The following is a 20,473-nucleotide window of genomic DNA, read 5'->3' on the forward strand; positions in this document are numbered from 1 at the left end:
TAGTTGCCGACCGGGCACTCCATTTCCCAGTCAACTGACGCGCCGAAGGTGAACGTGGCCTCTCTTGGCTCGCCAGGCAGGAGATTCGTCGCGAACGACCGTTGTTGAATCCCGCGGAACTCCAGTTTCACCACCAGATCGTGTCGTCCTCCACCAGTGTTGGTCACGACGGACGTGACAGGCTCTCCGAGTGGCGCCGTGATCGATGCGGGGGCATGGTGACTGCAGTGCGTGGGCTCGCTGCGCTCGTGCCCAGTGCGGTTGTCACGATGGAGCGGTCTCCTTCCGGCGCGTCGAGTGCCCACGCGACGGTTCGCGATGCGACGAGCGCGCCGGAGGTGAACAGCATCGTGAGGAAGACAGCCTGTTGCAGGCGCAGCGTCCCACGGAGCAGCTCCTCGGGCAGCGGAAATAGGCATGAGCGTGTTCGGTGGACGGTACGGTCGAGAAGCCCGGGCGGATCGCTCGGGAGCTCGCTCAGCGAGCGCCTGGCACTGGTACACCGAGTGCCTGGAGGAGAAGCGTGGTCGCGAGGTAGAGCAAGATCAGGATGAGGACGCGACGGAGCCACAAGCCGCGAATCTGCCGACCCAACCGCGAGCCGATCTGCGATCCGAGGAAGACGCCGATCACTGCGGGGACCGCGACCTGTGGAACGAGAAGGTCGTTGCCATAGTAGAGCAGCACGCTCCCGACGACCGTTACCCCGATCATGTACGCACTGGTCGCGGCAGCTGCCTTCACGGGAATACGCATGAGCGTGTTCATCAGGGGAACTTGCATGAAGCCGCCGCCTACTCCGAGAAGTCCCGAGAGGAAGCCCGCGAGGGTGCTCGCCGCGGTACCCAAGGCGACACGCTGGGGGATATAGCGCACCACGGCACCGGCGGCCGGATCGTAGAACGATCCGGCGAGAGACAGGCGATCGACACCGCTCGTAATCGGGTCGCTACTGGCGCGCCGCGTGCTGAGGAGCCCGGTCATCCCGTACAATGCGAGCGCGAAGACGAGTCGTAGGACATCGACCGGCGCGATCGAGACCAACACGGCACCAGCGATCGCCCCGAGCGTGGTGGCGATGAGCAAGACCAGTGCTAACCGGATATTGACCATGCGATGCTTCAGATACACCGATGCGCCGCCGAGCGAATTGACGATCACGGCCAGTGCGCTGGCAGCGATCGCTGTCTTGATGGGGACGCCCAGAAAGGCCGAAAAGATCGGTACCATGAAGACGCCGCCGCCGAGCCCGACCATCGCACCCAGTGTCCCCGATAATGCAGCGACGATCAAAACGGCGAGTTCAGCCAGGTGACTCATGTTACCGCCCAGCAAACGAGCGGGCGACCGGGAGCACGGCGACGACGACGAGGACCGCGAGCGCCAACAGCGCGGTTCGCCGATCACCAGAGCGGGCACAGTTGGCGACGATCATGACGAGGCCGGCAACCGGCCCCAGAGCCACGATCAGGAGCGCTGCTGTTTCGAGCGCAGCTGGGTCGCCAGCAGTCAACCGCGCGAGCAGTCCGGAAAGCGGGACCGTGTGGGTTTCCAACTGACGATCCTCGATCAGATCGAGGGCGGTGCCGACGACGAGGACGACGAGCACGATCGCGAGCCACAACCGATAGAGGCGAGCGAGTCGATCGGACAACTGTCCCAACGCTTCCTCGTGACAACGCGTCGCGTCGTCCCTCGTCTGTCTCGTCGAGGCTTCTTGCTGGGCCACCGAGTGCTCCGCGAGCAGTCCGCACGCCTCCCAGCGTGGGATCGTAACACAAAATGCACGAGCGATCGCTCGCCGAGAGACACCCTCGTTCATCGACCGATGCTGCTCGTGAGTTCGAGAAGCACGCTTGCGAAGACGATCGCGGAAATGGCGACAGAAACAAAGTCCCGCTGCAAGACGAAGAGCACCGGTACGAGCGCGACCCGTCGGATCGAGGTGAGGCTCGGGACGAGGATCCCCAGCCGCATGATGTCGTCCGGTCGAGCGGTCGAGATGCCGCGAACCATCGCTGGAAGGGTGATCGGGAATGCTTCCGAACGGAAGCCGAGGAGTTCCTCCAACGTCTGTGGGTCGCCGGGCTGAGCGCCGCGAAGCACGAAGAGCAAGAACCCGACCGCACCGATCGTGGCAGCGCAATGCACGTCCCAACGCAAGACGCGGCTGACGAGCAGATCGATTCGTTCTCGAGTCGAATCTCATCGGACCGATGATACTGCCTGAGCTGCTGTCTCGTCGTGTGACTTGTCACCGCACTTTGCGTCCTCGCAATAGCATCTGCACCGCGATGATGAGCAGAGATTGGGTATGAAGAGTTGCCGAGCGCGTCGGTTGGTCAGGCGGTGCAGGAGTCGTGCTCCGCGCAGCGATCCCGCGAGCACGCCCAGCACCACCGGGGTCACGATGATCGGGACGACGTCACCGCGCCAGAAATAGCTCCCAGCACTGACCGCCGCGGTCACACCGATCATGAGATTGGTGGTCGCGGTCGAGACTTTCATCGTCATCCGCATGCTCCAGTCCATGGCCGGAACTTTGAGTGCTCCGGCACCGAGGTCGAGCAACGCAGACGCGAGGCCGGCGATGAACATGGTCGCGAAGCCGACTGGTACGCGGGTCGACTCGTCCGTCCCCGCTCGGCCGAGCGCGCGGTCTGGATACGCCGCCTGGCTGGACCCGGCGAGCGAGCTAGTCCGGTCAGACTCGGCAAGTACTTCTTCGCTGAGTCGGCGTGCCATGGGGCCGTGCGACAGAAGAAGGAACCCTGTGAAGAGAAAGTACAGCGCGCGACCCGGTAGGAAGGGTGCGAGGAGCGCACCCCGCTCAGTACCGGTGCTCGTCGCCAACTCGAGGAGGATAGCGGCTCGCACATTGGTCAAATGGTCGCCGACGTAGGCAGCGGCGGCTCCGCTCGGGGTGACGGCGATGGACACGACGCTCGCGCCGGCTGCCGAATGCATGTCGAACCTGCAGACGAGACTCAGGACTGGTATGACGAGGATCCCGCCCCCGAGCCGATGAGCCAGCCGAGCGAGCCAGCAAAAAGGAACCGGAGGAGAGCATCGACGCAGCGAGCTCGCTGCTAGCCCTCGTTTCCTCCGCTCACGATACCGAGGTTCGCTGCCCGTCCTGGTCGGCTTGGGTGGTGCTCGATCTCTCTGTTCGGACATCACCGCTCGCTCACTCGAGGCCGATCACCATGGCGGGATAGTAGGGATTGGCACCGCCATGCAGTATGCTGTCCGCGTCGCGCAGAATACCGACCGGGCTGGCGAACGGTACGTCCGCGAAGTCTTCTCGAACCACCTGGAGCGTGTGCCCACGTTCGCGCAGTCCGGCGATCACCGCTTCCGGGATCCGGCTGCTGACGGCGGTTGGTTGCACGCTGCAATCGACGCGCGGTGCAGAAATAGCCGCCTGGATTCCCATCCGGTGATCGACGACATTGCTGATGATCTGGGCCATGGCGTTGATGATGCGTCGCCCACCCATCGCGCCGAGCGCGAGCAGGAACTGGTCACCGCTGAACACCAGGGTCGGCGTCATGTTGGCGAGCGGGCGCTTGCCGGGGGCGATCGAGTTGGCACGACCCGGCTCCGGATCGAACCAGAACATCCCGTTGTTCATCAAAATTCCCGTTCCCGGTGCGACGACGCGGGATCCCCAAGCCGAGAGCAGCGTCTGTGTCAGCGTGACGGCATTGCCCCAGCGGTCGACTACGCAGATGTGCGTGGTCGAACCCGCACCGTAGTTGGGGAGCGACCGCTCAAAGGTCTGTTCGATTCCGAGCCGGGATGGCTGCCCCGGGTCGATCCTCGTTCGGGCGTGCTCGCCGATCTCCTGCGCTCGGTCGCGAGCGTAGGATGGGTCGATGAGCGCATCGACCGGTACCAGGACGAAAGCGGGATCCGCGAGGTAGGTAAAACGATCCACGAAAGCTTGTCGGAACGCTTCGATGAGTATGTGGAGTGTTCGATCAGTATTGTGTCCGCTGGCGCCGAGGTCGAAGCAGTCCATGATGTGGAGGGACTCGAGGAGAGTCGGGCCTCCGCTGGGAGCAGGTGCCGTCGCGATCCGACAGGTGCGATAGCGACCCCACAGCGGTGCAGCGATGCGCACGCGGTAGCGTGCGAGATCCTCTTCAGTGACGATCGCTCCGAGGCTGCGCAGACCCTCCACGAGTGTCTTCCCGAGTTCGCCACGATAGAACGTGTCGGCACCGTCTCGAGCGATCGCTTCCAACGAGCGAGCGAGATCCGGCTGGCGAAGAATGGTCGGCTGGAGCCCAGTGAACACTGGGAGCGGGAAACCGTTCCGCGTGAAGATCGTCCGTGTGCTGGCGTACCGTGCCAAGAGTTCGGCATCCTGGGCCATCTCCAAGCTCGTCTGCCAGCTCACGGGAAAACCGTCGCGGGCCAGGCGGATCGCGGGCTGGAGGAGTTCGGCGAGCGGGCGCGTCCCCCAGCGTTCGGCCGCAGTGGCGAGACCGGCGACAGTGCCGGGAACCGCGATCGCCAAGGGGCCGTGGACATTCGCATCGCCTTCGACAGCTCGCCAGCCGAAACGAGTCGGGCTCGTGCCCGGTAGGAGCGTATAGAGGTCAGGACGCGCAGCCAGCGGAGCGCACATCCCGAAGTCGAGAGCGATCGTCTCGCGCGTGGCTGCCGAGTGGACGAGCATCAGCCCACCGCCACCGATCCCGCTCATGAACGGCTCGACGACGCCGACCGCGAAAGCCGTGGCGACTGCGGCGTCGATCGCATTGCCCCCGTCCTCGAGCACGCTCGCTCCCACTTCCGCCGCAATTTCGTGCTTGGCCGCAACCATCCCCCGTGTACCCAGCGCTTCCTGCCGATCGATGATCCACTCGCTCCGGCCCATGTTCCCCTCCATCCGCCAGGTGACGAATCCTGACCACACTACTGCTGCGTCTGCCGAGCGGCAAGGTGGTCAGCTTCGTGCTCCTGTTTCGTTCCTCGCTGGAGACGACCGCGATCGCGTCCTCGTTCCATGGTGAAACGGGTGGAATCGTGTGCTGGTTCCGGGAGTCGTGCCTCTCCTGGTGACGAGGTCGGTCGCGGTGAGGGACGAACCGAGACTGCTCGCGGCTAGAGAGCAGGCTACTCGGGGACACGCCACGACCCTCTTGCTTGGCCGAATGCTGTGCTCTGCCCTGTCTGTTCGATGCTCTTCGCACGGGGTACGGCGTGCCGCGAGTGGGTTCCATCTAAGCATGCCGTGCTCGCTTCCTTGACAGTCGCGAGCGGCCGGGGTACGCTGCACGTGGCAGAACATTTGTGCGCCTGGGGGTGCCATGGCGAGCCGAGACCGAGAGAGCCAGCGGCTACCGGTCATGCAACCGCCGCTCTTCGAACTGGGAAGCGATGGCAAGCTACGGGGAGCGGTCGGATTCCTGCCAGTCTTGACACCCGATTCCTCGCTCGACGTGGCGCGGTTCTGGTTTCGTCGGTATCTCGAGCAGGCCGGTCATCCCCCCAACACGGTCAAATCGTACAGCTACGATCTGGCGGTCTTCGAATCGCTCGTCGGCCCGAAGCCGATCCGGGAGATCGACGAACGAGATGTGGCGACGTTTCTGAACGAGAGCCGCGGACGATCGACGCGCAAGCGGCGCTTGACGACGCTCTCGACGTTCTACAAGTTCTTGATCACTCGCGCAAAGGTGGTGGAGGTCGATCCGACTGCTGCGTTCTACTCGGATCGGATCCCGCTGAAGACACCGCAACCCTTGTTTGCCGACGAACAGGCGCGCTTGCTCGAGGCTGCTGCTGCCGAAGGACCACGAACACACCTGGCGATCTGGCTGATGCTGCGACTCGGTCTCTCCCGACACGAAGTGATCGCGCTCCGCGCTGCCCACATCGACTGGAGCGATCCCGAACACCCGATCGTCTACGTCTTCGCTGAGCAACCGAAACGCCGACTGCGCGAGCGCAAGCTGGCAGCGAATCGGGAGCTGACCGAGATCTACCACCAATTGGTGGTGGAAGAAGGCCCACAGGACCGGCTCGTGCCGATCCTGCCTCAGTCACTCAACAAGATGGTCGAGCGAGTGGCGAAGGCAGCCGGGATCGAGAAACTGGTAACACCCCAGACGTTGCGCCACACTTTTGCGGTCGAGCAAGCCAAACGTGGTGCCACTGAGGACGAGCTCTTGGAACTCCTCGGACTAGCGGACGATGCGCGGAACCGGCTGAGCGTGCGACGCTATCTGCGCTTGGCGGCTCCGCCGCTCGAGCCCCGCGAGGTGACGAGTGAGCGGAACGCTGGCTAAAGGCGGTCGCGGAGTGGGAGCTGCGCGAGGACGGCATCCAAGGCCATCGGCAAGGGCTGCGCATTGTCGACGACGAGATGGCGGAGTCCGGGGATCGGTTCTATCCGCTCACCGTACCGGGCACGTTGCTCCAAATAGATCGCCCAGGTCGCCTCGCTCACTTGCCCGGGTTCCTGTGCACGGTAGCGCAATCGCTCTTCGACCACCTCGGCTGGACAGCGGCACTCGATGAGGATCGGTGTCGCGCCGTGCTCCACCGCGATGGTAACGGCACGCTCGCGCCAGTGCGTGTCGAGGAAGGTCGCATCGAGCACGACCGACCGGCCGCTCGCCAGTTCCTGGTTGGCCTGGGCCAAGAGATACTCGTAGGTCGCGCGCGTCAGCTCAGGCCCGTAAATCTCCGCCCCGTAGGGAACCTCTTGTCGGCGCTCCAGCGGTATTCCCGCGAGCTGCTTGCGGACGACATCGGACGAGTGGACCGTGATGCCGAGACACCGACTCAGCCGCCGAGCGAGCGCGCTCTTGCCGGTACCGGACAAGCCCCCGACCAAAATCAAAAGCGGTTCGCTCGGTTCCACGAGATACGAGGTGGCCAGATCGATGTATCGCTCAGCGTGGGCACGCACCGCGGCGTACTCGTCGCTTTCCGGCGCGAGCTCGTCGAGGCGGAAGCAGTTCACTTTGGCCCGCACGTGCGCTCGATAGACGCTGTAGTAGTGGACGAGCAGGGGCAGTTCGGGATCATCGAGTGCATCACTGGCACGGAGGACGAGCCATCGACCTTTCTCGCTCTGCCCGTGATGATCGAAGTCCATGCTGAGAAAGGCGAGATCGACGGCGACATCGCCGCAGCGGAGCCGCGGATTGAACTCGATACAGTCGACGATCTGGAATCGGTACGGGTTCTCTGCCTCGACGAAGATGTGGGCGAGGTGAAGGTCCCCGTGCCCTTCGACGATCCTGCCCTCGGTGATCCGCCGTTGAAAGAGATCGAGTCGCTCGCGGAGAAAACGCTCGCTGCTCGTGGCGATCCAGTGGTGTTGGATCGGTGCCAGGACGATCCCGATATAAGGCTCGGTCTGTTCCAGGTTCTCGCGGATGTTGAACCAGACTGCTTCCGGTGTTCCCCAGCGGTCGATTTCCGGGCCGCGCGCGGCATCGCGATAGAAGGCAGCGAGCCGGTCCGCGAGTGCGGCCACGAGTTCGGGCGAGACGGCGTTCCGCTGGAGGCGCCGGAGGAGTGTTTGCTCGAAGTCCAGCCGGCGCATCTTGACCGCGTACTCGACGACCTCGCCCTCCCCCTCGACACGCAGGTGGGATCCGAGACGGGCAATCGGAACCACGCTGAGATAGACTCCGTCGCTCAGTCGCTGGTTGAGTAGGACTTCTTGCTCGCAAAAGAACCGCCGTCGCTCGAGCGTGGTGAAGTCCAGGAAGCCGAAGTTGACCGGCTTCTTGACCTTGTAGGCATAGGGGCCCGCGAGAAACACGAGCGAGATGTGCGTTTCCTCGACCTCGACTCGCTCGACCGGAAACGGATACGCGTCAGGTCGACTGAGTTCGCTGAGGAGCCAAGCGCGGTGGACGCGCAGTTCGTCCTCGTACACCGATCACCCATCCTCCTCGCTTTGGGGCAACCGTAGCTGATCGAGCGAGCCCTGGCAAGGCAGCGCGACGCGCGGTGAGCCAGAACGATATGTCGAACCGAGCGGACGAGTCCCGGCTGGTCGTTTCGGCAAGGACCAACGAGAAGCACCGGTGCTGGTGCTTCACGCACGTGACATCTCTCGGCGGCGCGATTTGGTATCGTCGCTCCAGTCGTGCGGAGAGGGGAGGTAGGCGATGCGTGTACGATTGCTCGCCATTCTGCTCGCTCTCGGCGGGTTCTTGCTGCTCGTGGTCCCGCCGGCCGCGATGGCGGCAGAACTGTCGGCAGGGCCGTCGGTGACCGTGTCCCAGGGAGAGCGGATCGACGACGATCTCTACGCTGCGGGAAGCACGATCGACATCGCTGGTGAGGTGACCCGCGACGTCTTCGCAGCAGCCTCGAGCATCGTGGTGAGCGGCCGAGTGGGAGGCGATGCGACGCTCGCCGCCGGCACGATTCGCGTCGATGGGCCGATCGCCGGGAGTCTGCGGGTCACAGGCGGAACGGTCGAGGTGACTGCTCCGATCGGGTGGGACCTGGCGATCCTCGGGGCGGGAAGTGTGTCCGTCGCTCGATCGGCGACCGTCGGGCATGACGTCGCGGTGATCGGAGCGGGAACGATCACGATCGACGGTCGGGTCGAAGGGGACATTCGCGGATCAGCCGGGACGTTGATCGTGGCGGGGCGGGTGAACGGGGATATCGATGTCGATGCGGAACGCATCGAGATCCGCGATGGTGCCGAAGTGCGGGGAGCGCTCCGCTATCGGGCACCACAACCGGCGACCATTGCGCCCGGGGCGCGCGTACTCGGCCCGGAGGAGCATACCCCCCGGCCGGCGACCACAGGGCGAGAACCGAAAACGGCTCTCGATCGGGTTATCGACTGGGTGACGACCGTGTTGCTCCGGTTGAGCTGGGCGCTCGTCGCTGGAACGCTGCTCATCGTGCTGCTCCCGCGGCAGACGTCCCGCGCAACGGATATGCTGCGCATCGCTCCCCTGCCCACGGTTCTTTGGGGAATCGCTGCGCTCCTCGTGGTGCCGATCGCCGCGCTCCTCTTGTTGGTGTCGATTGTCGGAGTGCCGGCTGCGCTTCTCCTTTTGGGGATCTGGCTGGCTGTTCTGTATCTCAGCCAAGTCTTGGTGGGGATCGCGCTGATGCGTTTCCTGCCGGTGCGACACTTCCGGGAGGATCGCCGCCTCACCTTGTGGCTCGGTATGCTGGTCGGGACGACGATCGTCCTGCTCTTCCGCATGCTGCCGCTTCCCTTCGGTTGGACATTCTGGTGGAGCCTCGTCATCGGCGTTCTCGGACTCGGGATGGCCTGGACAGCATTCTCCGGTTGGGGGCTGCCGGCCCCCATCAGCATGGCCGGTCCGACGATGACGCCGCCCCAAACGCTGGAACGGGCAGAGTCACGTCCCCTGGCTGGTGAGAGTACCCCGAGCTCCACGTCCGAGAGCTCCTCGGAGCGACCGAATGAGGAGCGCTGAATGAGCGATCGCATTCTCCTCCTCGGCATGGAGTTCTATGCCTATCACGGCGTGCATCCCGAAGAGCGACGTCTCGGTCAGCGTTTCGCTGTCGATCTCGAAGTGGAGCTGGATCTCGTTCCGGCGGGAAGGAGCGACGCGCTCGAGGCCACAGTGAACTACGGCACGCTGTACCATACCGTCCGAGCGATCGTCGAGGGGGAGCCGCGTCAGCTCATCGAGTCGGTCGCTGAGGCGATCGCTCGGACGATTCTCGCGGACTATCCGCTCGTTCAGGCGGTGACGGTGCGGCTCTGGAAGCTGGCACCACCGATCGCGGGGGCGCATCTCGAGCGAGTCGGGGTCGAAATTCGTCGGGTACGGGATGCTTGACGCGGACGCAGGAGGGAACATGGTGTCGAGCGCTGCGATCGAGGTACCACGCGTGGACTCTCCACCTTTCGATCGATGGCCATGGGGGCGCCGCACCTTCGTGATGGGGATCATCAATGTGACGCCCGATTCGTTCAGTGGTGATGGGCTCGTCGATCGGCTGGAAGAGGTCGTGGAGCGTGCCCGAGCGATGGTGGAAGCAGGAGCCGACATCCTCGACATCGGTGGCGAATCGACGCGCCCGGGCCACACGCCAGTTCCCGCCGAGGAAGAGCTGCGGCGAGTCATCCCAGCGGTTCGGGCGATCCGCGCTGCGCTGCCGGACATCCCGATCTCGATCGACACCTCCAAAGCGGTGGTCGCCGAGGCAGCGCTCGCCGCGGGTGCGACGATGATCAACGACGTGCGGGGTTTGACTGCCGATCCAGCGATGGCATCACTGGCGGCTCAGGCAGGGGTGCCGGTCGTCATCATGCATGACCTGGAAATCCGTCGTCCCGAGGAACTCATCCCGCGACTGGTGCGAGAACTGGCGCAGCGGATCGACCGTGCCTTGGCTGCAGGCGTGAAATGGGAGCGGATCATCATCGATCCAGGATTCGGTTTCGGCAAGGAACCGGAACTCAATCTCTTGCTGCTCCGACGTCTCCGTGACCTGACCGTGTTGGGGCGCCCGCTTCTGGTCGGGACATCGCGCAAGCGCACGATCGGGTATGTTTTGGGAACGCCACCCGAGGATCGGCTGGAGGGGACTGCGGCAACTGTCGCACTCGCGATCGCGAACGGTGCTGATATCGTCCGCGTGCACGACGTCGCAGCGATGGTGCGGGTCGTCCGGATGAGCGATGCGGTGGTGCGTGGAACATGGTGATCGTCGCCATCGGCTTGGGCAGCAACTTGGGCGACCGTCGCAAGCTGCTGCGCGAGGCGGTTCGCGTGCTCGATGTCGTCGGGGAGCAGGTGGGCGTCTCGTCCCTGTACGAGACAGAGCCGGTCGGCTTTCGTGAACAGCCTCGGTTCCTTAATGCGGTCGTGCTTTTGGAGACGAACAGCGATCCGTTGTCGCTGATGCAGGTTCTCGCCGCGCTCGAGCGACGAGCTGGCCGCGAGCGACCGTTTCCGAATGCACCGCGAACGTTGGACCTGGACCTTTTGCTGTACGGTGAAGACGTCATCGAGACGCCGCAACTGGTGGTCCCGCATCCGCGCATGCACGAGCGCGCGTTCGTCCTGGTGCCGCTGGCCGAGGTCGCTCCGCATTTCGTTCATCCGCGATCGGGGAAGACGATACGCGAGTTGCTCGATCGACTCGAAGATCGATCGAGTGGGATCCGTCAGATCGCTGGTCCGGAGTGGCTGACCGAGGATTGATCGTGGGGCAAGAGGTCTTCGTCCTCGCGCTCGATATCGGGAGTTCATCCGTTCGTGCTGGCGTTTTCGACCAGACTGGTCGAGTGGTCGAAGGGACATGGCAGCGCATACCGTATCGTTTGGAGACGGGGCCTGATGGGCGTGCTGAACTCGATCCGCACCTACTGTGCGAACGGATCGAGTCGCTGCTCGATCGCGTGCAGGCCGCTGCGCCTGCACCGGTGTGCGCGGTCGGCATCAGCTGTTTCTGGCATAGTCTGGTCGGGCTGAATGGAGAAGGAGAGCCGACGACACCGGTGACCATGTGGGCCGATACGCGTGCTCGTGGAGTGGCTGCGCGTTTGCGCTCCGAGCTCGACCGGATGGCGCATCATCGGCGCACTGGGGGTTACCTCCATCCCAGTTATCCAGTCGCTCGCCTCGCCTGGTACCGGAGTCTCAGCTCGCCCGCATGGCGATCCTCAACGTACTGGTGCTCCTTTCCTGATTATCTCTTCCGACGGTGGACCGGTGCCCTCGTGAGCTCGATCTCGATGGCTTCCGGAACAGGGCTGTTCGATACGTGGCAGCTCGCCTGGGACGCCGAAACCTGCCGAGCGGTCGGGATCCAGACAGAGCAGCTGCCGGTGGTGACCGATGTGGGACAGCATCTCAGCGGAGGGTACACGAAGCGTTGGCCGAAGCTGGCGACTGCCGTGTGGTACCCGGCGTGGGGCGATGGAGCGTGCAGTAACGTCGGGAGCGGTGCAGTCGGCGGCGACCGGGTCACCGTGATGATCGGAACCTCGGCGGCGGTGCGAGTCCTGTGGAAGGGGGTCCCGGTCGACGTTCCCTGGGGACTCTGGCTCTATCGCTTGGATGGCGACCAGGTGTTGGCCGGAGGTGCCTTGAGCGAAGGCGGCAATCTGATCGACTGGATCCGACAGCGGTTCGTGTTGCCTCCTGAAGAAGCGCTTTGGGAGCGTGTCAGCGAGATCGATGCCGGTGCAGAAGGGGTACGCTGGTTGCCGACCATCGCTGGGGAGCGGAGCCTGCGCTGGCCGGTAGATGCGGCAGCGACGTTGACCGGTCTCCGGCTGGGGCATGATGGCGTCGTGATCCTGCGTGCAGCGCTGGAAGCGGTCGCCTGTCGCCTAGCTGATGTCTTGGATGCACTGGTCGCGATCCGGCCCGAAATCGGTACGGTCATCGCGAGTGGGAACGCGTTGCAGGGGACACCTGGCTGGTTGCAGATCGTTGCCGATGCGCTCGGGAAGACGTTGCTCGTCGCACCGGATCCTGAAGCCTCGCTACGCGGTGCCGCTTTGGTCGCTCTCGCTCGTGTGGGAGGTCGGCCATTGGAGAATGTGGCACGTGCTGAGGTCGCCGAGTGGGCGCGAGTCGTGCCGCGGGCAGATGTCACCGTCCGTTATCAGCGGATCCGCGCAGAACTGAGAGCTTTGGCGGAAGGCCTGGAGCGAGCGGTGGAAGAGGAGGGACCGTGATGACCGGAACGGGGCGAGTCGTGGCGGTCTGCTCGAGTCCGAATGGTGGGGTACCCAAGTACCGGCGAGTCGAGATCGAGATCGGACCGTATGGTGTCGTGGGTGATTACCATGCTGGACCGGTGAATCGTCACAAGAAGCGTGGCGATCCTGAGCCGAATACACGCCAAGTGACGATCGTCGCCCAGGAAGTGCTGGACGACGTCAATGAGCAGCTCGGAATCCAGCTGGAGCCGGGCCATCTCGGGGAGAATCTCACGGTCGTCGGGTTGGGTGATCTCAGTGACCTCGTGCCAGGCGATGTGCTCCGCGTCGGTACGGCGGTGCTGGAGATCACGGCACAGAACAAGCCCTGCAGTACGGTCGCTGTCTATCACGCACAGCTCGTCAAGGAGCTTTACGGACGGCGTGGCGTCTGTGCGATCGTGCGACAGCCAGGACGGGTACGTCCAGGCGACCTGGTCATTCTCGAACGGAGAACGCGCTAGCTATTGGCGACGCGGGACGCTTCCGGGAATGGGGCGAGATTGCGGGCCGCTTGAAGCGCTCGCACCTTCCGCCGCTGCGCGCGATCGAGCTTCATGAGCAAGTGGAGCAACTGCTCTTGCTCCTCGAGCGTGAGCCCAGCGAACTGTTGGATGTGCAGCTGCTCCTGCTTCGGCAGGAGGAGCTCACAGTATTCCTGACCCTTTTCCGTGAGATACAAGCGCTTGGCACGTCCCTCGGGCACTCGACGGATCAGACCCATCCGCTCCATCCGCTGGAGAAGCTGGGTCACGTTACCCGGCGTGACCAGCAGGCGTTCAGCCAGTTCCTGCTGTGTGATGCCGGGACACTTGCCGATATGGAAGATCACGTCGAGCTGGGCGAAGGTGAGCCCGTGCTCAGCGGCATGGGTTGCCGACTCGCGCTCGGTACGGTAGGCGATCCGCATGAGATAGATCCATGCTCGGACCGCAGGATGTCGAGTCCGCGTCGGGATGGGTGAGCAAGGGTTTTTCTTTTCCATACTCCATCTATCCCAGCTTGTGATCCGACCTCGGCAATCATCACACACATTCTATCGCGATGCGTGCGTCTCGACGAGCCCGCAGTTCCAAAGGAACAGGAACAGTCCGATTTCTTCCCTGGCCGTTCACCTCCTCTCCGGAGCAGTCGTCGGAGGCTGCTGAGGCGCTCCGCTCTATCGAGTCGATGGGGTTTCGGGTAGGCTGCGTCGCGAGCTCTTTCGGTTCGTTGCGTCGGTGGGTCGGACGGTGAATCGGGTATGGGCTGTTTCTCATTGTATGGTGCGGGAACGTATCCTATACTTGGCCGAGTCAGGTGAACCCGGTCGTCGATCGGGAAATTGCTGTACTCAGCTCGAATTCTTCCGATCCTCGCGATGCCGGATCGGCTCGAGCGAGGGAAGAGAACGAGACAAGGTCTGGAGGTCTGATCGGTGGAATCGACGACGGTCTCGACGCAGCCACTCGACGATATCCGCGACGAGGTGCGGCGCGTGCTCGAGGCAGCTGAGGCGCGTGGCGTGACCCTTCGGGTTCTCGGTGGCGTCGCCGTCTTTTTGCACTCGCCGAGTGCGTCTCACCGCGCGCTGCAACGTGTCTATCGTGATGCTGACTTCGTGGGGTTGTCGGCGCAGAAGCGTGCGATCGAGGCGCTTTTCGCTGATCTCGGGTATCAAGCGGATCGCGAGTTCAACACGCTGCACGGTCACCAGCGGCTCTTCTTCTGGGATCCGCTGCACGAGCGGCAGATCGACGTCTTCCTCGATCAGTTGCGCATGTGCCACACCCTGGACTTTCGTGGCCGGCTGGAGCGGGATCGCTGGACACTTCCGCTTGCCGACCTGCTGTTGACCAAGCTGCAGATCTGGGAGGCCAACGAAAAAGATCTGATCGATATCGTCGCCCTGCTTCATGATCATCCGCTTGGTTATGGCGATGAGGAGACGATCGATATTCGCCGTATTGTCGATGTCTTGAGCACGGACTGGGGTTGGTATCGCACGGCCAAGGAGAACGTCGATCGGGTACGGACCCTGATCCTCGAGCGAGAACTCGCTGACGAATTCGTCTCCTTGCGGCGCCTCGAAGAATTGTGGCGGGCAGTCGAAGAAGCACCGAAGAGTCGTGCCTGGAAACTGCGCGCGATGATCGGTGAGCGCAAGCGCTGGTACGAGTTGCCGGAGGAAGTCCGGCGCGATTGAACACCGGTCTGGGTAGGACGGAAGTGGCATGGTCTGGTTCCGAAAAGGAAAAGGGCAAGCGACGCGTCGATTAGCGCTCTACTACACGAGTGACATACATGGTTCGGAGCGATGTTTTCTGAAATTCCTCAACGCAGCAAAGTTCTATGGTGTGGACACACTCATTCTCGGTGGTGACTTGACCGGGAAGGTGCTCGTGCCGATCGTGGAGGTCGATGGCCACTGGGAGATGTCTTTCCTCGGACGGCACGAAGTACTGCGATCGCTGGAGGAGGTAACGGAAGCCGAGAAGCGTATCCGTTTCAATGGGTTCTATCCGTACCGCTGCGGTCCGGAGGAGTTGGCTCGACTGGAAGCGGATCGAGACTATGCTGACGAAGTCTTTCGGCGTCTGATGCGCGAGTCGGTCGCGCGCTGGGTCCGCCTCGCCGAGGAACGCTTGCGCGGAACCGGTGTACGCTGCTTCGTCATGCCCGGGAACGATGACGAGTTCGATATCGACGATGCTCTCGCTGGAAGCGACGTCGTCGTCAACCCCGATGGCGCGATCGTGGAAATCGACGGATATCAGCTGCTGAGTCTCGCCTGGGCGAATCCGACCCCATGGAACAGCCCGCGCGAGCTCCCGGAGGAAGAGCTGGCCGCGCGCATCCAACGACTGGCCCGGGAGTTGGATCCGAGCCTCCCGGTGATCTTCAACCTGCACTGCCCACCCTATGACTCCACGCTGGACAGTGCGCCGCAACTGCGGGAGGACCTCTCGGTCGTCATGGTGGGCGGACAACCAAACATGGTTCCGGTGGGGAGCCGCGCCGTGCGCGAGGCGATCGAGCGGTACCAACCGGTTCTGAGTCTCCATGGGCATATCCACGAGTCGCGTGGAGCCGTGCGCATCGGTCGGACGCTCTGTATCAACCCGGGTTCGGCTTACGGTGAGGGAGTCCTCCATGGCGCGCTCGTCCGATTGGAGGACGATCGCGTGGCCAGCTATCAGCTCGTCAGTGGGTGAACACGATGCGGGTGTATGACATTTCGCACCCGATCGAGTCGGGCATGCTCGTTTTCCCTGGTGATCCCATAGTGCGTCTGGAAACGGTAGCGGCCTCGGCACCGTGGCGAGTGACCCGTGTGACGATGGGCAGCCACTCCGGAACGCACGTCGATGCACCGGCTCATTTCTTTCCCGACGGGCGATCGATTACCGATTATCCTGCAGAGCGATTCGTCGTGCCCGCTGTCCTGCTCCAGCTTCCGGACTTGGCCGATGACGACGCGATCTCGCTGGCGTTGCTCCGGCAGCATCTCGGCATCCCTCCCCGCGGCGCTGCTGTCCTCCTGGCGACTGGCTGGGATCGGTATTGGGGATCGGACCGTTATTTCGTTCATCCCTACCTCGCAGCGGACGCGGCGATCTGGTTGGCGGCGTCAGGGATCGGACTCGTCGGCATCGACGCGCTCAACATCGATTCGACGGTGCAGGGAACGTCCCATGCTCACGCGAGCCTGCTCGGCGCGGATGTCTTGATCGTCGAAAACTTGCGCGGGCTCCGCGAGATCCCGGCAGGAGATCGCTACCTCCTCGTGTGTCTTCCTCTGCCGATCGCCGGTGCGGACGGTGCGCCGACCCGGGCGGTGTTGTTGGAGCGGTGAGGCAGTGAGGGAATGTGGTCGAGAAAGGAGCAGAGCGAATGCCGGACAGGAGTCAGGCCAAAGGGCCGCGCGTCTTTACACGCGCGGCGACTGGTCTCGTGCGCGAGGCTGGCTGGTTCGACGCGCTCGTCTACAATGTCAATTTCATCTCCATTGGCCTCATGGTCGCACTGATGTTCCTGTACATGCCTTCCTACGGGGGAGTGAGTCTCCCACTTTCGCTGCTCTTCTGCGCACTCCTGGCGCTGCCGACCGCAGCGACTTACGGTATGCTCGCGGCCATCATGCCGCGCAGTGGTGGCGACTATGTCTATGTGAGCCGCGTGCTCGGCCCGGCCTGGGGAATGATGTCGAACTGGAACACGACGGTGTGGTGGATCCTGTACGGTGGCGTCCCCTCGGCGTTTCTAGCCAGTTTCGGGATCGCGCCATTCATGCGTATCCTGGCGGCTTTCACTGGGAACGAGGACGTCCTGCGTTTCGCTGATTGGGCGGCTTCGCCGACCGGAATGTTCGTCATCGGCGCACTCCTGATTGTGGTTTTGACAGGACTTTTCATTCTCGGCCTTCGGGTCTATTTCCGTGTGCAGAATATCTTGTTCATCTTGGCGATGTTGGCGACAGTCCTCGTCGTGTTCGTCGCGCTGGTGCGGTCGCCAGCTGTGCTTCAGTCGAATCTCGCCCAGTATCTCGGAAATTTGGCTGGGCGCCCTGATATCTTGGAGGCGCTGCTCCGAGAAAGCGGTTATCAGCCCCAACCGTTCGATCTGCGGAACACCATCATCACCATGACGTGGATCTATCTCACGATGGGTTTCAGTTTCTCGAGCGCGTATATCGGTGGGGAAGTGAAGCAAGCGAGCAAGATCCAGGTGTGGGCGATTCCTGGAACAGTCGTTTATGCCCTTGTCTGGGGGCTTTTGCTCGTCTGGAGCGTTTCTCGTGCGATCGGCGCTGATCTGATCGGCGCGATCAGCACGCTCGGCGATGCGGGGGCGAGCGCGGTCGGCTTAGCAGCCGCCCCGCGTTTCCACGAACTCGTCGCGTTGGGAAGCGGCAGCCTGCTCGTCGCTTTTCTCATCGGGTTCGGGTTCATCTTCTGGAGCTACGCGTGGCTGCCAGGACAAATCCTCAATGCTTCGCGGAATCTCGTGGCCTATGCGATCGATGGACTGATGCCGTCCGCGTTGGCCTGGGTGAGCCCGCGCTTCCATACCCCGGTGGTGAGCCTCGTGGTGATGGGTTCCCTTTCCATCGTTTCGCTGGCGATCTATGTCTTCACGCCGTACTTTGCCACCTTGGTCGGCATCTTCGGTTTCCTCTTGACCTTCATCATGGTCTCGCTCAGTGCGGTGCTCTTGCCCTACCGAAGGCCCGAACTCTTCACGGGCTCGCCGGTGGCGTGGCGCCTCGGGCGTCTTCCGGTCTTGAGCCTGGTGGGAGCGATCTCGATCGTTGCCTGTCTCGTGATGCAGTGGGCGTATCTCAACGATCCGTATTCGGGGATCAGCTTGGATCCCAGCACCCTGCGGGAGGGGATCCTCGGCTTCGGGATGTTCCTGCTGAACATCGCCATTTTCCTCTCCGGGCTCGTCATTTACGCGATCGCACGCTGGTGGCGAGCTCGCCAGGGCATCGATCTCTCGCTCGCCTATCGCGAAATCCCGGTCGAGTAAGAGAAACTCGTGGAGGAGACGATGAGCGGGATGGCAGCAGGGCGCAGTTGGGGGCGACCGCGGACCTTCGTCCGCGAGGCGACCGGTCTGACGAAGGAGCTTTCGCTCCTCGATATTTTCGTCTACAATACGAACAACCAGAACATCGGTTTGGGCGTACTCTTCATCCTGCTGTTCGTTCCTGCATTCTATCCGGGAGCCAGCATGCTCGGCGGTGTCCTCGTCGCTGGGCTCTTGGCTCTCGCCCACGCAACGACGTACGCCTTCTTCGCGGCTGCTCTCCCACGGAGTGGTGGCGACTATGTGTACATCAGTCGGACCTTGTCTCCTCTCCTCGGATTCGTCAGTAGCTTCAATTGGCTGGTCTGGTTGAGCGTGTACATTGGTATTCCAGCGGCATACTTTGGGCAGTATGGCTTGTCATCGCTCTTCCGTCTGCTCGCAGCCCACTACCGCAATCCGGATCTCATGCGCTTCGCCGATTTCTGGCAGACGCCGCTCGGTATCTTCGTCGCGGGAACCGTACTCATTGTCGTTTTTGGAAGCATCTTTGCGCTCGGGACCAAGATCTATTTCCGGATCCAGAATGTCGCCTTTGCATTCGCGACGCTCGCTGTGGCTGTGGCTGGTGTCGTCGCTCTCCTGACGAGCCGGGAGACGTTCATCTCCCGGTTCGATGAGTACGTGCGAGCAGTAGGTGGTGTCGAAAACGCCTTCCGAGTCGCCTGGGAGAGTTCGGGGTATCGACCGCACCCGTTCGATGCGTATCAGACCTTCCTCCCGCTCAGCTTGCCGCTTTACATTGTGCTCTATGCCATCACTTCCAGCTTCATCGGCGGTGAGGTGAAGAACGCACGTCGGGCGCAATTTTTTGGCATGCCGGGTTCTGTTCTCTACTGCACGGTGTGGATCGTGCTCTTGATCGCGGCTTTTCAGAAGATGGTGGGTTATGACGGATTAGGAGCGATCGGAGCTGCCGATCCGGCAGCTCTCGGGCTCGCTTTCACGCCCACCTTCGTCGAGTTAGCAGGTGCGGTGGTCCACCACAATCTCCTCTTGCTCCTTCTCATCGGGCTGGGCTTCCTGCTCTGGACCTACGTGTGGTTACCTATCAAGTATCTGGCATCGACGCGTATCTTGTTGGCCTGGTCATTCGACCGACTGATGCCGGAGAAACTCTCGTACGTGAGCCCACGGACCCATACACCATTGGTCGCCATCCTGGTCGTGGGGATCCTAGGAGAGATTTGCTTGGCGCTCTACGCGTGGCATATCGTTCTCGCCAGTATCGTGGGGATCTTCGGCTGGATCATCTCTTTCATCCTCACTGCGATCGCTGCGATCGTATTCCCGTATCGGCGGCGCGAGGATTTCGAGGCATCGCCAGTGCGCTGGCGTGTGGCTGGATTACCGGTCATGTCGATCGTCGGTCTTCTCGCCGTGATCAGCTTGCTCATCTGTGAGGTCGTGTTCTGGCTGGATCCCTTCGTCGGGTTGGCCCATTTCCCCAACGTCCAAATCTTGACCGTTGGTGTCTTCATTGCCGGGTCAGTCGTGTACTGGGTCGCCAAAATTGTCCAGGCGCGCCGGGGCATTCGTGTCGAGTATGCTTTCCGGGAGATACCGCCGGAGTGAGACGAGGAGTGCGCCGGCTAGACCTCGCGTGATTCCGCTCTAGCCGGCGCCGCGTGTCGACCCGCTACTGGAGCCGGGGATCAGGCAGTTGTGGGGAGCGTTCAGTGCGGAGAAGATTCCACACGAAGGCGAGTTGAGCGGCCGCAAAAGCGAGCCCGAAGAACGCGAGCGGGACAGCATATGGTTACTCTCCTGGTAACCGCGGGTAGGACCGGCGTGGTAGGCCTGCGGTATCCCCGGCGAGCAGGCTGAGGAACATGGCGAAGGAGGCGAGAAAACTGAATCTTCCACGCCAGAAGCCCAGACGAGCGTCGAGTTGCCGATCACGAACAGCTCGATGAGACTGCTTCATATCGAAAAGACATGTCTGATGAGGTTAGCTGTCCTGATCGATCGTCTTTGCTGCATTCGCATCCGTTGGCTCGCCACGCCGCGTGACGCTGCACTCGATTACCAGCGGGAGAATGAACTCGAGAGTCGATCGAACCGTGCATTCGGGAGCAGCTGCACGGCTCTACTGCCCTTCACTCGTCAGGGCTGGACTAATGTGGAAGATCGCGAGGACCGAGCGGATGCTGATACTCTGCCGGGTCAGCAGCATGGTAAGCATGAAGCGGTTCGAGTACGGTT

At 62.7% G+C, this 20,473-nt stretch carries 19 protein-coding genes; 12 read left to right on the forward strand and 7 right to left on the reverse strand.

The features are described 5' to 3' along the window. Positions 1-477: 477 nt before the first annotated feature. From ACWIVK_RS03810 to ggt, 5 genes are all read right to left on the reverse strand, one after another. Positions 478-1,320, reverse strand: a complete 843-nt coding sequence (locus ACWIVK_RS03810) for a sulfite exporter TauE/SafE family protein (protein WP_448575244.1) — start codon at positions 1,318-1,320, stop codon at positions 478-480. 1 nt (position 1,321) lies between these two features. Then, positions 1,322-1,822, reverse strand: coding sequence for a hypothetical protein (locus ACWIVK_RS03815; protein ID WP_448575245.1), 501 nt, complete (start codon positions 1,820-1,822; stop codon positions 1,322-1,324). Then, positions 1,819-2,163: a DUF1634 domain-containing protein gene (locus ACWIVK_RS03820; RefSeq protein ID WP_448575246.1), complete on the reverse strand. Its 345-nt coding sequence runs from the start codon at positions 2,161-2,163 to the stop codon at positions 1,819-1,821. Before ACWIVK_RS03820 ends, ACWIVK_RS03815 begins: the two co-directional genes overlap by 4 nt. Before the next feature lie 42 nt (positions 2,164-2,205). Further along, entirely contained in the window at positions 2,206-2,967 is a 762-nt protein-coding gene (locus ACWIVK_RS03825; protein ID WP_448575247.1) for a sulfite exporter TauE/SafE family protein, read from the reverse strand. Positions 2,968-3,187: 220 nt separating this feature from the next. Beyond that, entirely contained in the window at positions 3,188-4,888 is a 1,701-nt protein-coding gene (gene ggt, locus ACWIVK_RS03830) for a gamma-glutamyltransferase (RefSeq protein ID WP_448575248.1), read from the reverse strand. Between the two features lie 433 nt (positions 4,889-5,321). On the opposite strand from ggt, the gene ACWIVK_RS03835 reads away from it, so the two are divergent. After that, entirely contained in the window at positions 5,322-6,302 is a 981-nt protein-coding gene (locus tag ACWIVK_RS03835) for a tyrosine-type recombinase/integrase (protein WP_448575249.1), read from the forward strand. Here ACWIVK_RS03835 and ACWIVK_RS03840 read toward each other — a convergent pair. Next, complete coding sequence (locus ACWIVK_RS03840) at positions 6,299-7,909, reverse strand: bifunctional aminoglycoside phosphotransferase/ATP-binding protein (protein WP_448575250.1); 1,611 nt, start codon at positions 7,907-7,909, stop codon at positions 6,299-6,301. The two genes, ACWIVK_RS03835 and ACWIVK_RS03840, sit on opposite strands and share 4 nt — an antisense overlap. Before the next feature lie 235 nt (positions 7,910-8,144). Between ACWIVK_RS03840 and ACWIVK_RS03845 the strand changes: the two genes are divergently transcribed. Genes ACWIVK_RS03845 through ACWIVK_RS03870 form a run of 6 tightly spaced genes read left to right on the forward strand, consistent with a single transcriptional unit; the run spans position 8,145 to position 13,161 of the window. Beyond that, positions 8,145-9,446, forward strand: a complete 1,302-nt coding sequence (locus ACWIVK_RS03845; RefSeq protein ID WP_448575251.1) for a hypothetical protein — start codon at positions 8,145-8,147, stop codon at positions 9,444-9,446. Further along, on the forward strand, positions 9,447-9,818 hold the full coding sequence (gene folB, locus ACWIVK_RS03850) for a dihydroneopterin aldolase (protein WP_448575253.1): 372 nt from the start codon (positions 9,447-9,449) through the stop codon (positions 9,816-9,818). 19 nt (positions 9,819-9,837) lie between these two features. Further along, entirely contained in the window at positions 9,838-10,689 is an 852-nt protein-coding gene (gene folP, locus ACWIVK_RS03855; RefSeq protein ID WP_448575254.1) for a dihydropteroate synthase, read from the forward strand. After that, positions 10,683-11,189, forward strand: a complete 507-nt coding sequence (folK, locus tag ACWIVK_RS03860; protein ID WP_448575255.1) for a 2-amino-4-hydroxy-6-hydroxymethyldihydropteridine diphosphokinase — start codon at positions 10,683-10,685, stop codon at positions 11,187-11,189. Before folP ends, folK begins: the two co-directional genes overlap by 7 nt. Positions 11,190-11,191: 2 nt before the next feature. Further along, entirely contained in the window at positions 11,192-12,673 is a 1,482-nt protein-coding gene (locus tag ACWIVK_RS03865; RefSeq protein ID WP_448575256.1) for a gluconokinase, read from the forward strand. After that, on the forward strand, positions 12,673-13,161 hold the full coding sequence (locus ACWIVK_RS03870; RefSeq protein ID WP_448575258.1) for an MOSC domain-containing protein: 489 nt from the start codon (positions 12,673-12,675) through the stop codon (positions 13,159-13,161). The genes ACWIVK_RS03865 and ACWIVK_RS03870 overlap by 1 nt, the downstream gene beginning before the upstream one ends. Here the strand turns inward: ACWIVK_RS03870 and ACWIVK_RS03875 are convergent. After that, positions 13,158-13,607 (reverse strand): MarR family winged helix-turn-helix transcriptional regulator, encoded by a 450-nt coding sequence (locus ACWIVK_RS03875; RefSeq protein WP_052294070.1) that lies wholly within the window; start codon positions 13,605-13,607, stop codon positions 13,158-13,160. The genes ACWIVK_RS03870 and ACWIVK_RS03875 overlap by 4 nt on opposite strands. A 507-nt stretch (positions 13,608-14,114) precedes the next feature. Here ACWIVK_RS03875 and ACWIVK_RS03880 point away from each other — a divergent pair. Genes ACWIVK_RS03880 through ACWIVK_RS03900 form a run of 5 tightly spaced genes read left to right on the forward strand, consistent with a single transcriptional unit; the run spans position 14,115 to position 19,843 of the window. Beyond that, positions 14,115-14,882, forward strand: coding sequence for a hypothetical protein (locus ACWIVK_RS03880; protein WP_226980683.1), 768 nt, complete (start codon positions 14,115-14,117; stop codon positions 14,880-14,882). Between the two features lie 28 nt (positions 14,883-14,910). Next, entirely contained in the window at positions 14,911-15,891 is a 981-nt protein-coding gene (locus ACWIVK_RS03885) for a metallophosphoesterase family protein (protein ID WP_448575259.1), read from the forward strand. 5 nt (positions 15,892-15,896) lie between these two features. Then, positions 15,897-16,532 (forward strand): cyclase family protein, encoded by a 636-nt coding sequence (locus ACWIVK_RS03890; RefSeq protein WP_448575261.1) that lies wholly within the window; start codon positions 15,897-15,899, stop codon positions 16,530-16,532. Positions 16,533-16,570: 38 nt separating this feature from the next. Next, on the forward strand, positions 16,571-18,208 hold the full coding sequence (locus ACWIVK_RS03895) for an APC family permease (protein WP_448575262.1): 1,638 nt from the start codon (positions 16,571-16,573) through the stop codon (positions 18,206-18,208). A gap of 21 nt (positions 18,209-18,229) precedes the next feature. After that, positions 18,230-19,843 carry an APC family permease gene (locus tag ACWIVK_RS03900; protein WP_448575263.1) on the forward strand — a complete coding sequence of 538 codons (1,614 nt, stop codon included), beginning with the start codon at positions 18,230-18,232 and terminating at the stop codon, positions 19,841-19,843. The last annotated feature ends 630 nt before the right edge of the window (positions 19,844-20,473 follow it).

The organism is Thermomicrobium sp. (assembly GCF_053493975.1).

Excerpts from the sequence above, each read along its gene's own strand:
- ACWIVK_RS03825 (WP_448575247.1), bottom strand. The coding sequence starts at position 2,967 with ATGCATTCGGCAGCCGGCGCGAGCGTCGTGTCCATCGCCGTCACCCCG.
- ggt (WP_448575248.1), bottom strand. The coding sequence starts at position 4,888 with ATGGGCCGGAGCGAGTGGATCATCGATCGGCAGGAAGCGCTGGGTACA.
- folP (WP_448575254.1), top strand. The coding sequence starts at position 9,838 with ATGGTGTCGAGCGCTGCGATCGAGGTACCACGCGTGGACTCTCCACCT.
- ACWIVK_RS03810 (WP_448575244.1), bottom strand. The coding sequence starts at position 1,320 with ATGAGTCACCTGGCTGAACTCGCCGTTTTGATCGTCGCTGCATTATCG.
- ACWIVK_RS03870 (WP_448575258.1), top strand. The coding sequence starts at position 12,673 with ATGACCGGAACGGGGCGAGTCGTGGCGGTCTGCTCGAGTCCGAATGGT.
- ACWIVK_RS03875 (WP_052294070.1), bottom strand. The coding sequence starts at position 13,607 with ATGCGGATCGCCTACCGTACCGAGCGCGAGTCGGCAACCCATGCCGCT.
- ACWIVK_RS03845 (WP_448575251.1), top strand. The coding sequence starts at position 8,145 with ATGCGTGTACGATTGCTCGCCATTCTGCTCGCTCTCGGCGGGTTCTTG.
- ACWIVK_RS03885 (WP_448575259.1), top strand. The coding sequence starts at position 14,911 with ATGGTCTGGTTCCGAAAAGGAAAAGGGCAAGCGACGCGTCGATTAGCG.
- folK (WP_448575255.1), top strand. The coding sequence starts at position 10,683 with ATGGTGATCGTCGCCATCGGCTTGGGCAGCAACTTGGGCGACCGTCGC.
- folB (WP_448575253.1), top strand. The coding sequence starts at position 9,447 with ATGAGCGATCGCATTCTCCTCCTCGGCATGGAGTTCTATGCCTATCAC.
- ACWIVK_RS03900 (WP_448575263.1), top strand. The coding sequence starts at position 18,230 with ATGAGCGGGATGGCAGCAGGGCGCAGTTGGGGGCGACCGCGGACCTTC.
- ACWIVK_RS03815 (WP_448575245.1), bottom strand. The coding sequence starts at position 1,822 with ATGAACGAGGGTGTCTCTCGGCGAGCGATCGCTCGTGCATTTTGTGTT.
- ACWIVK_RS03835 (WP_448575249.1), top strand. The coding sequence starts at position 5,322 with ATGGCGAGCCGAGACCGAGAGAGCCAGCGGCTACCGGTCATGCAACCG.
- ACWIVK_RS03890 (WP_448575261.1), top strand. The coding sequence starts at position 15,897 with ATGCGGGTGTATGACATTTCGCACCCGATCGAGTCGGGCATGCTCGTT.
- ACWIVK_RS03895 (WP_448575262.1), top strand. The coding sequence starts at position 16,571 with ATGCCGGACAGGAGTCAGGCCAAAGGGCCGCGCGTCTTTACACGCGCG.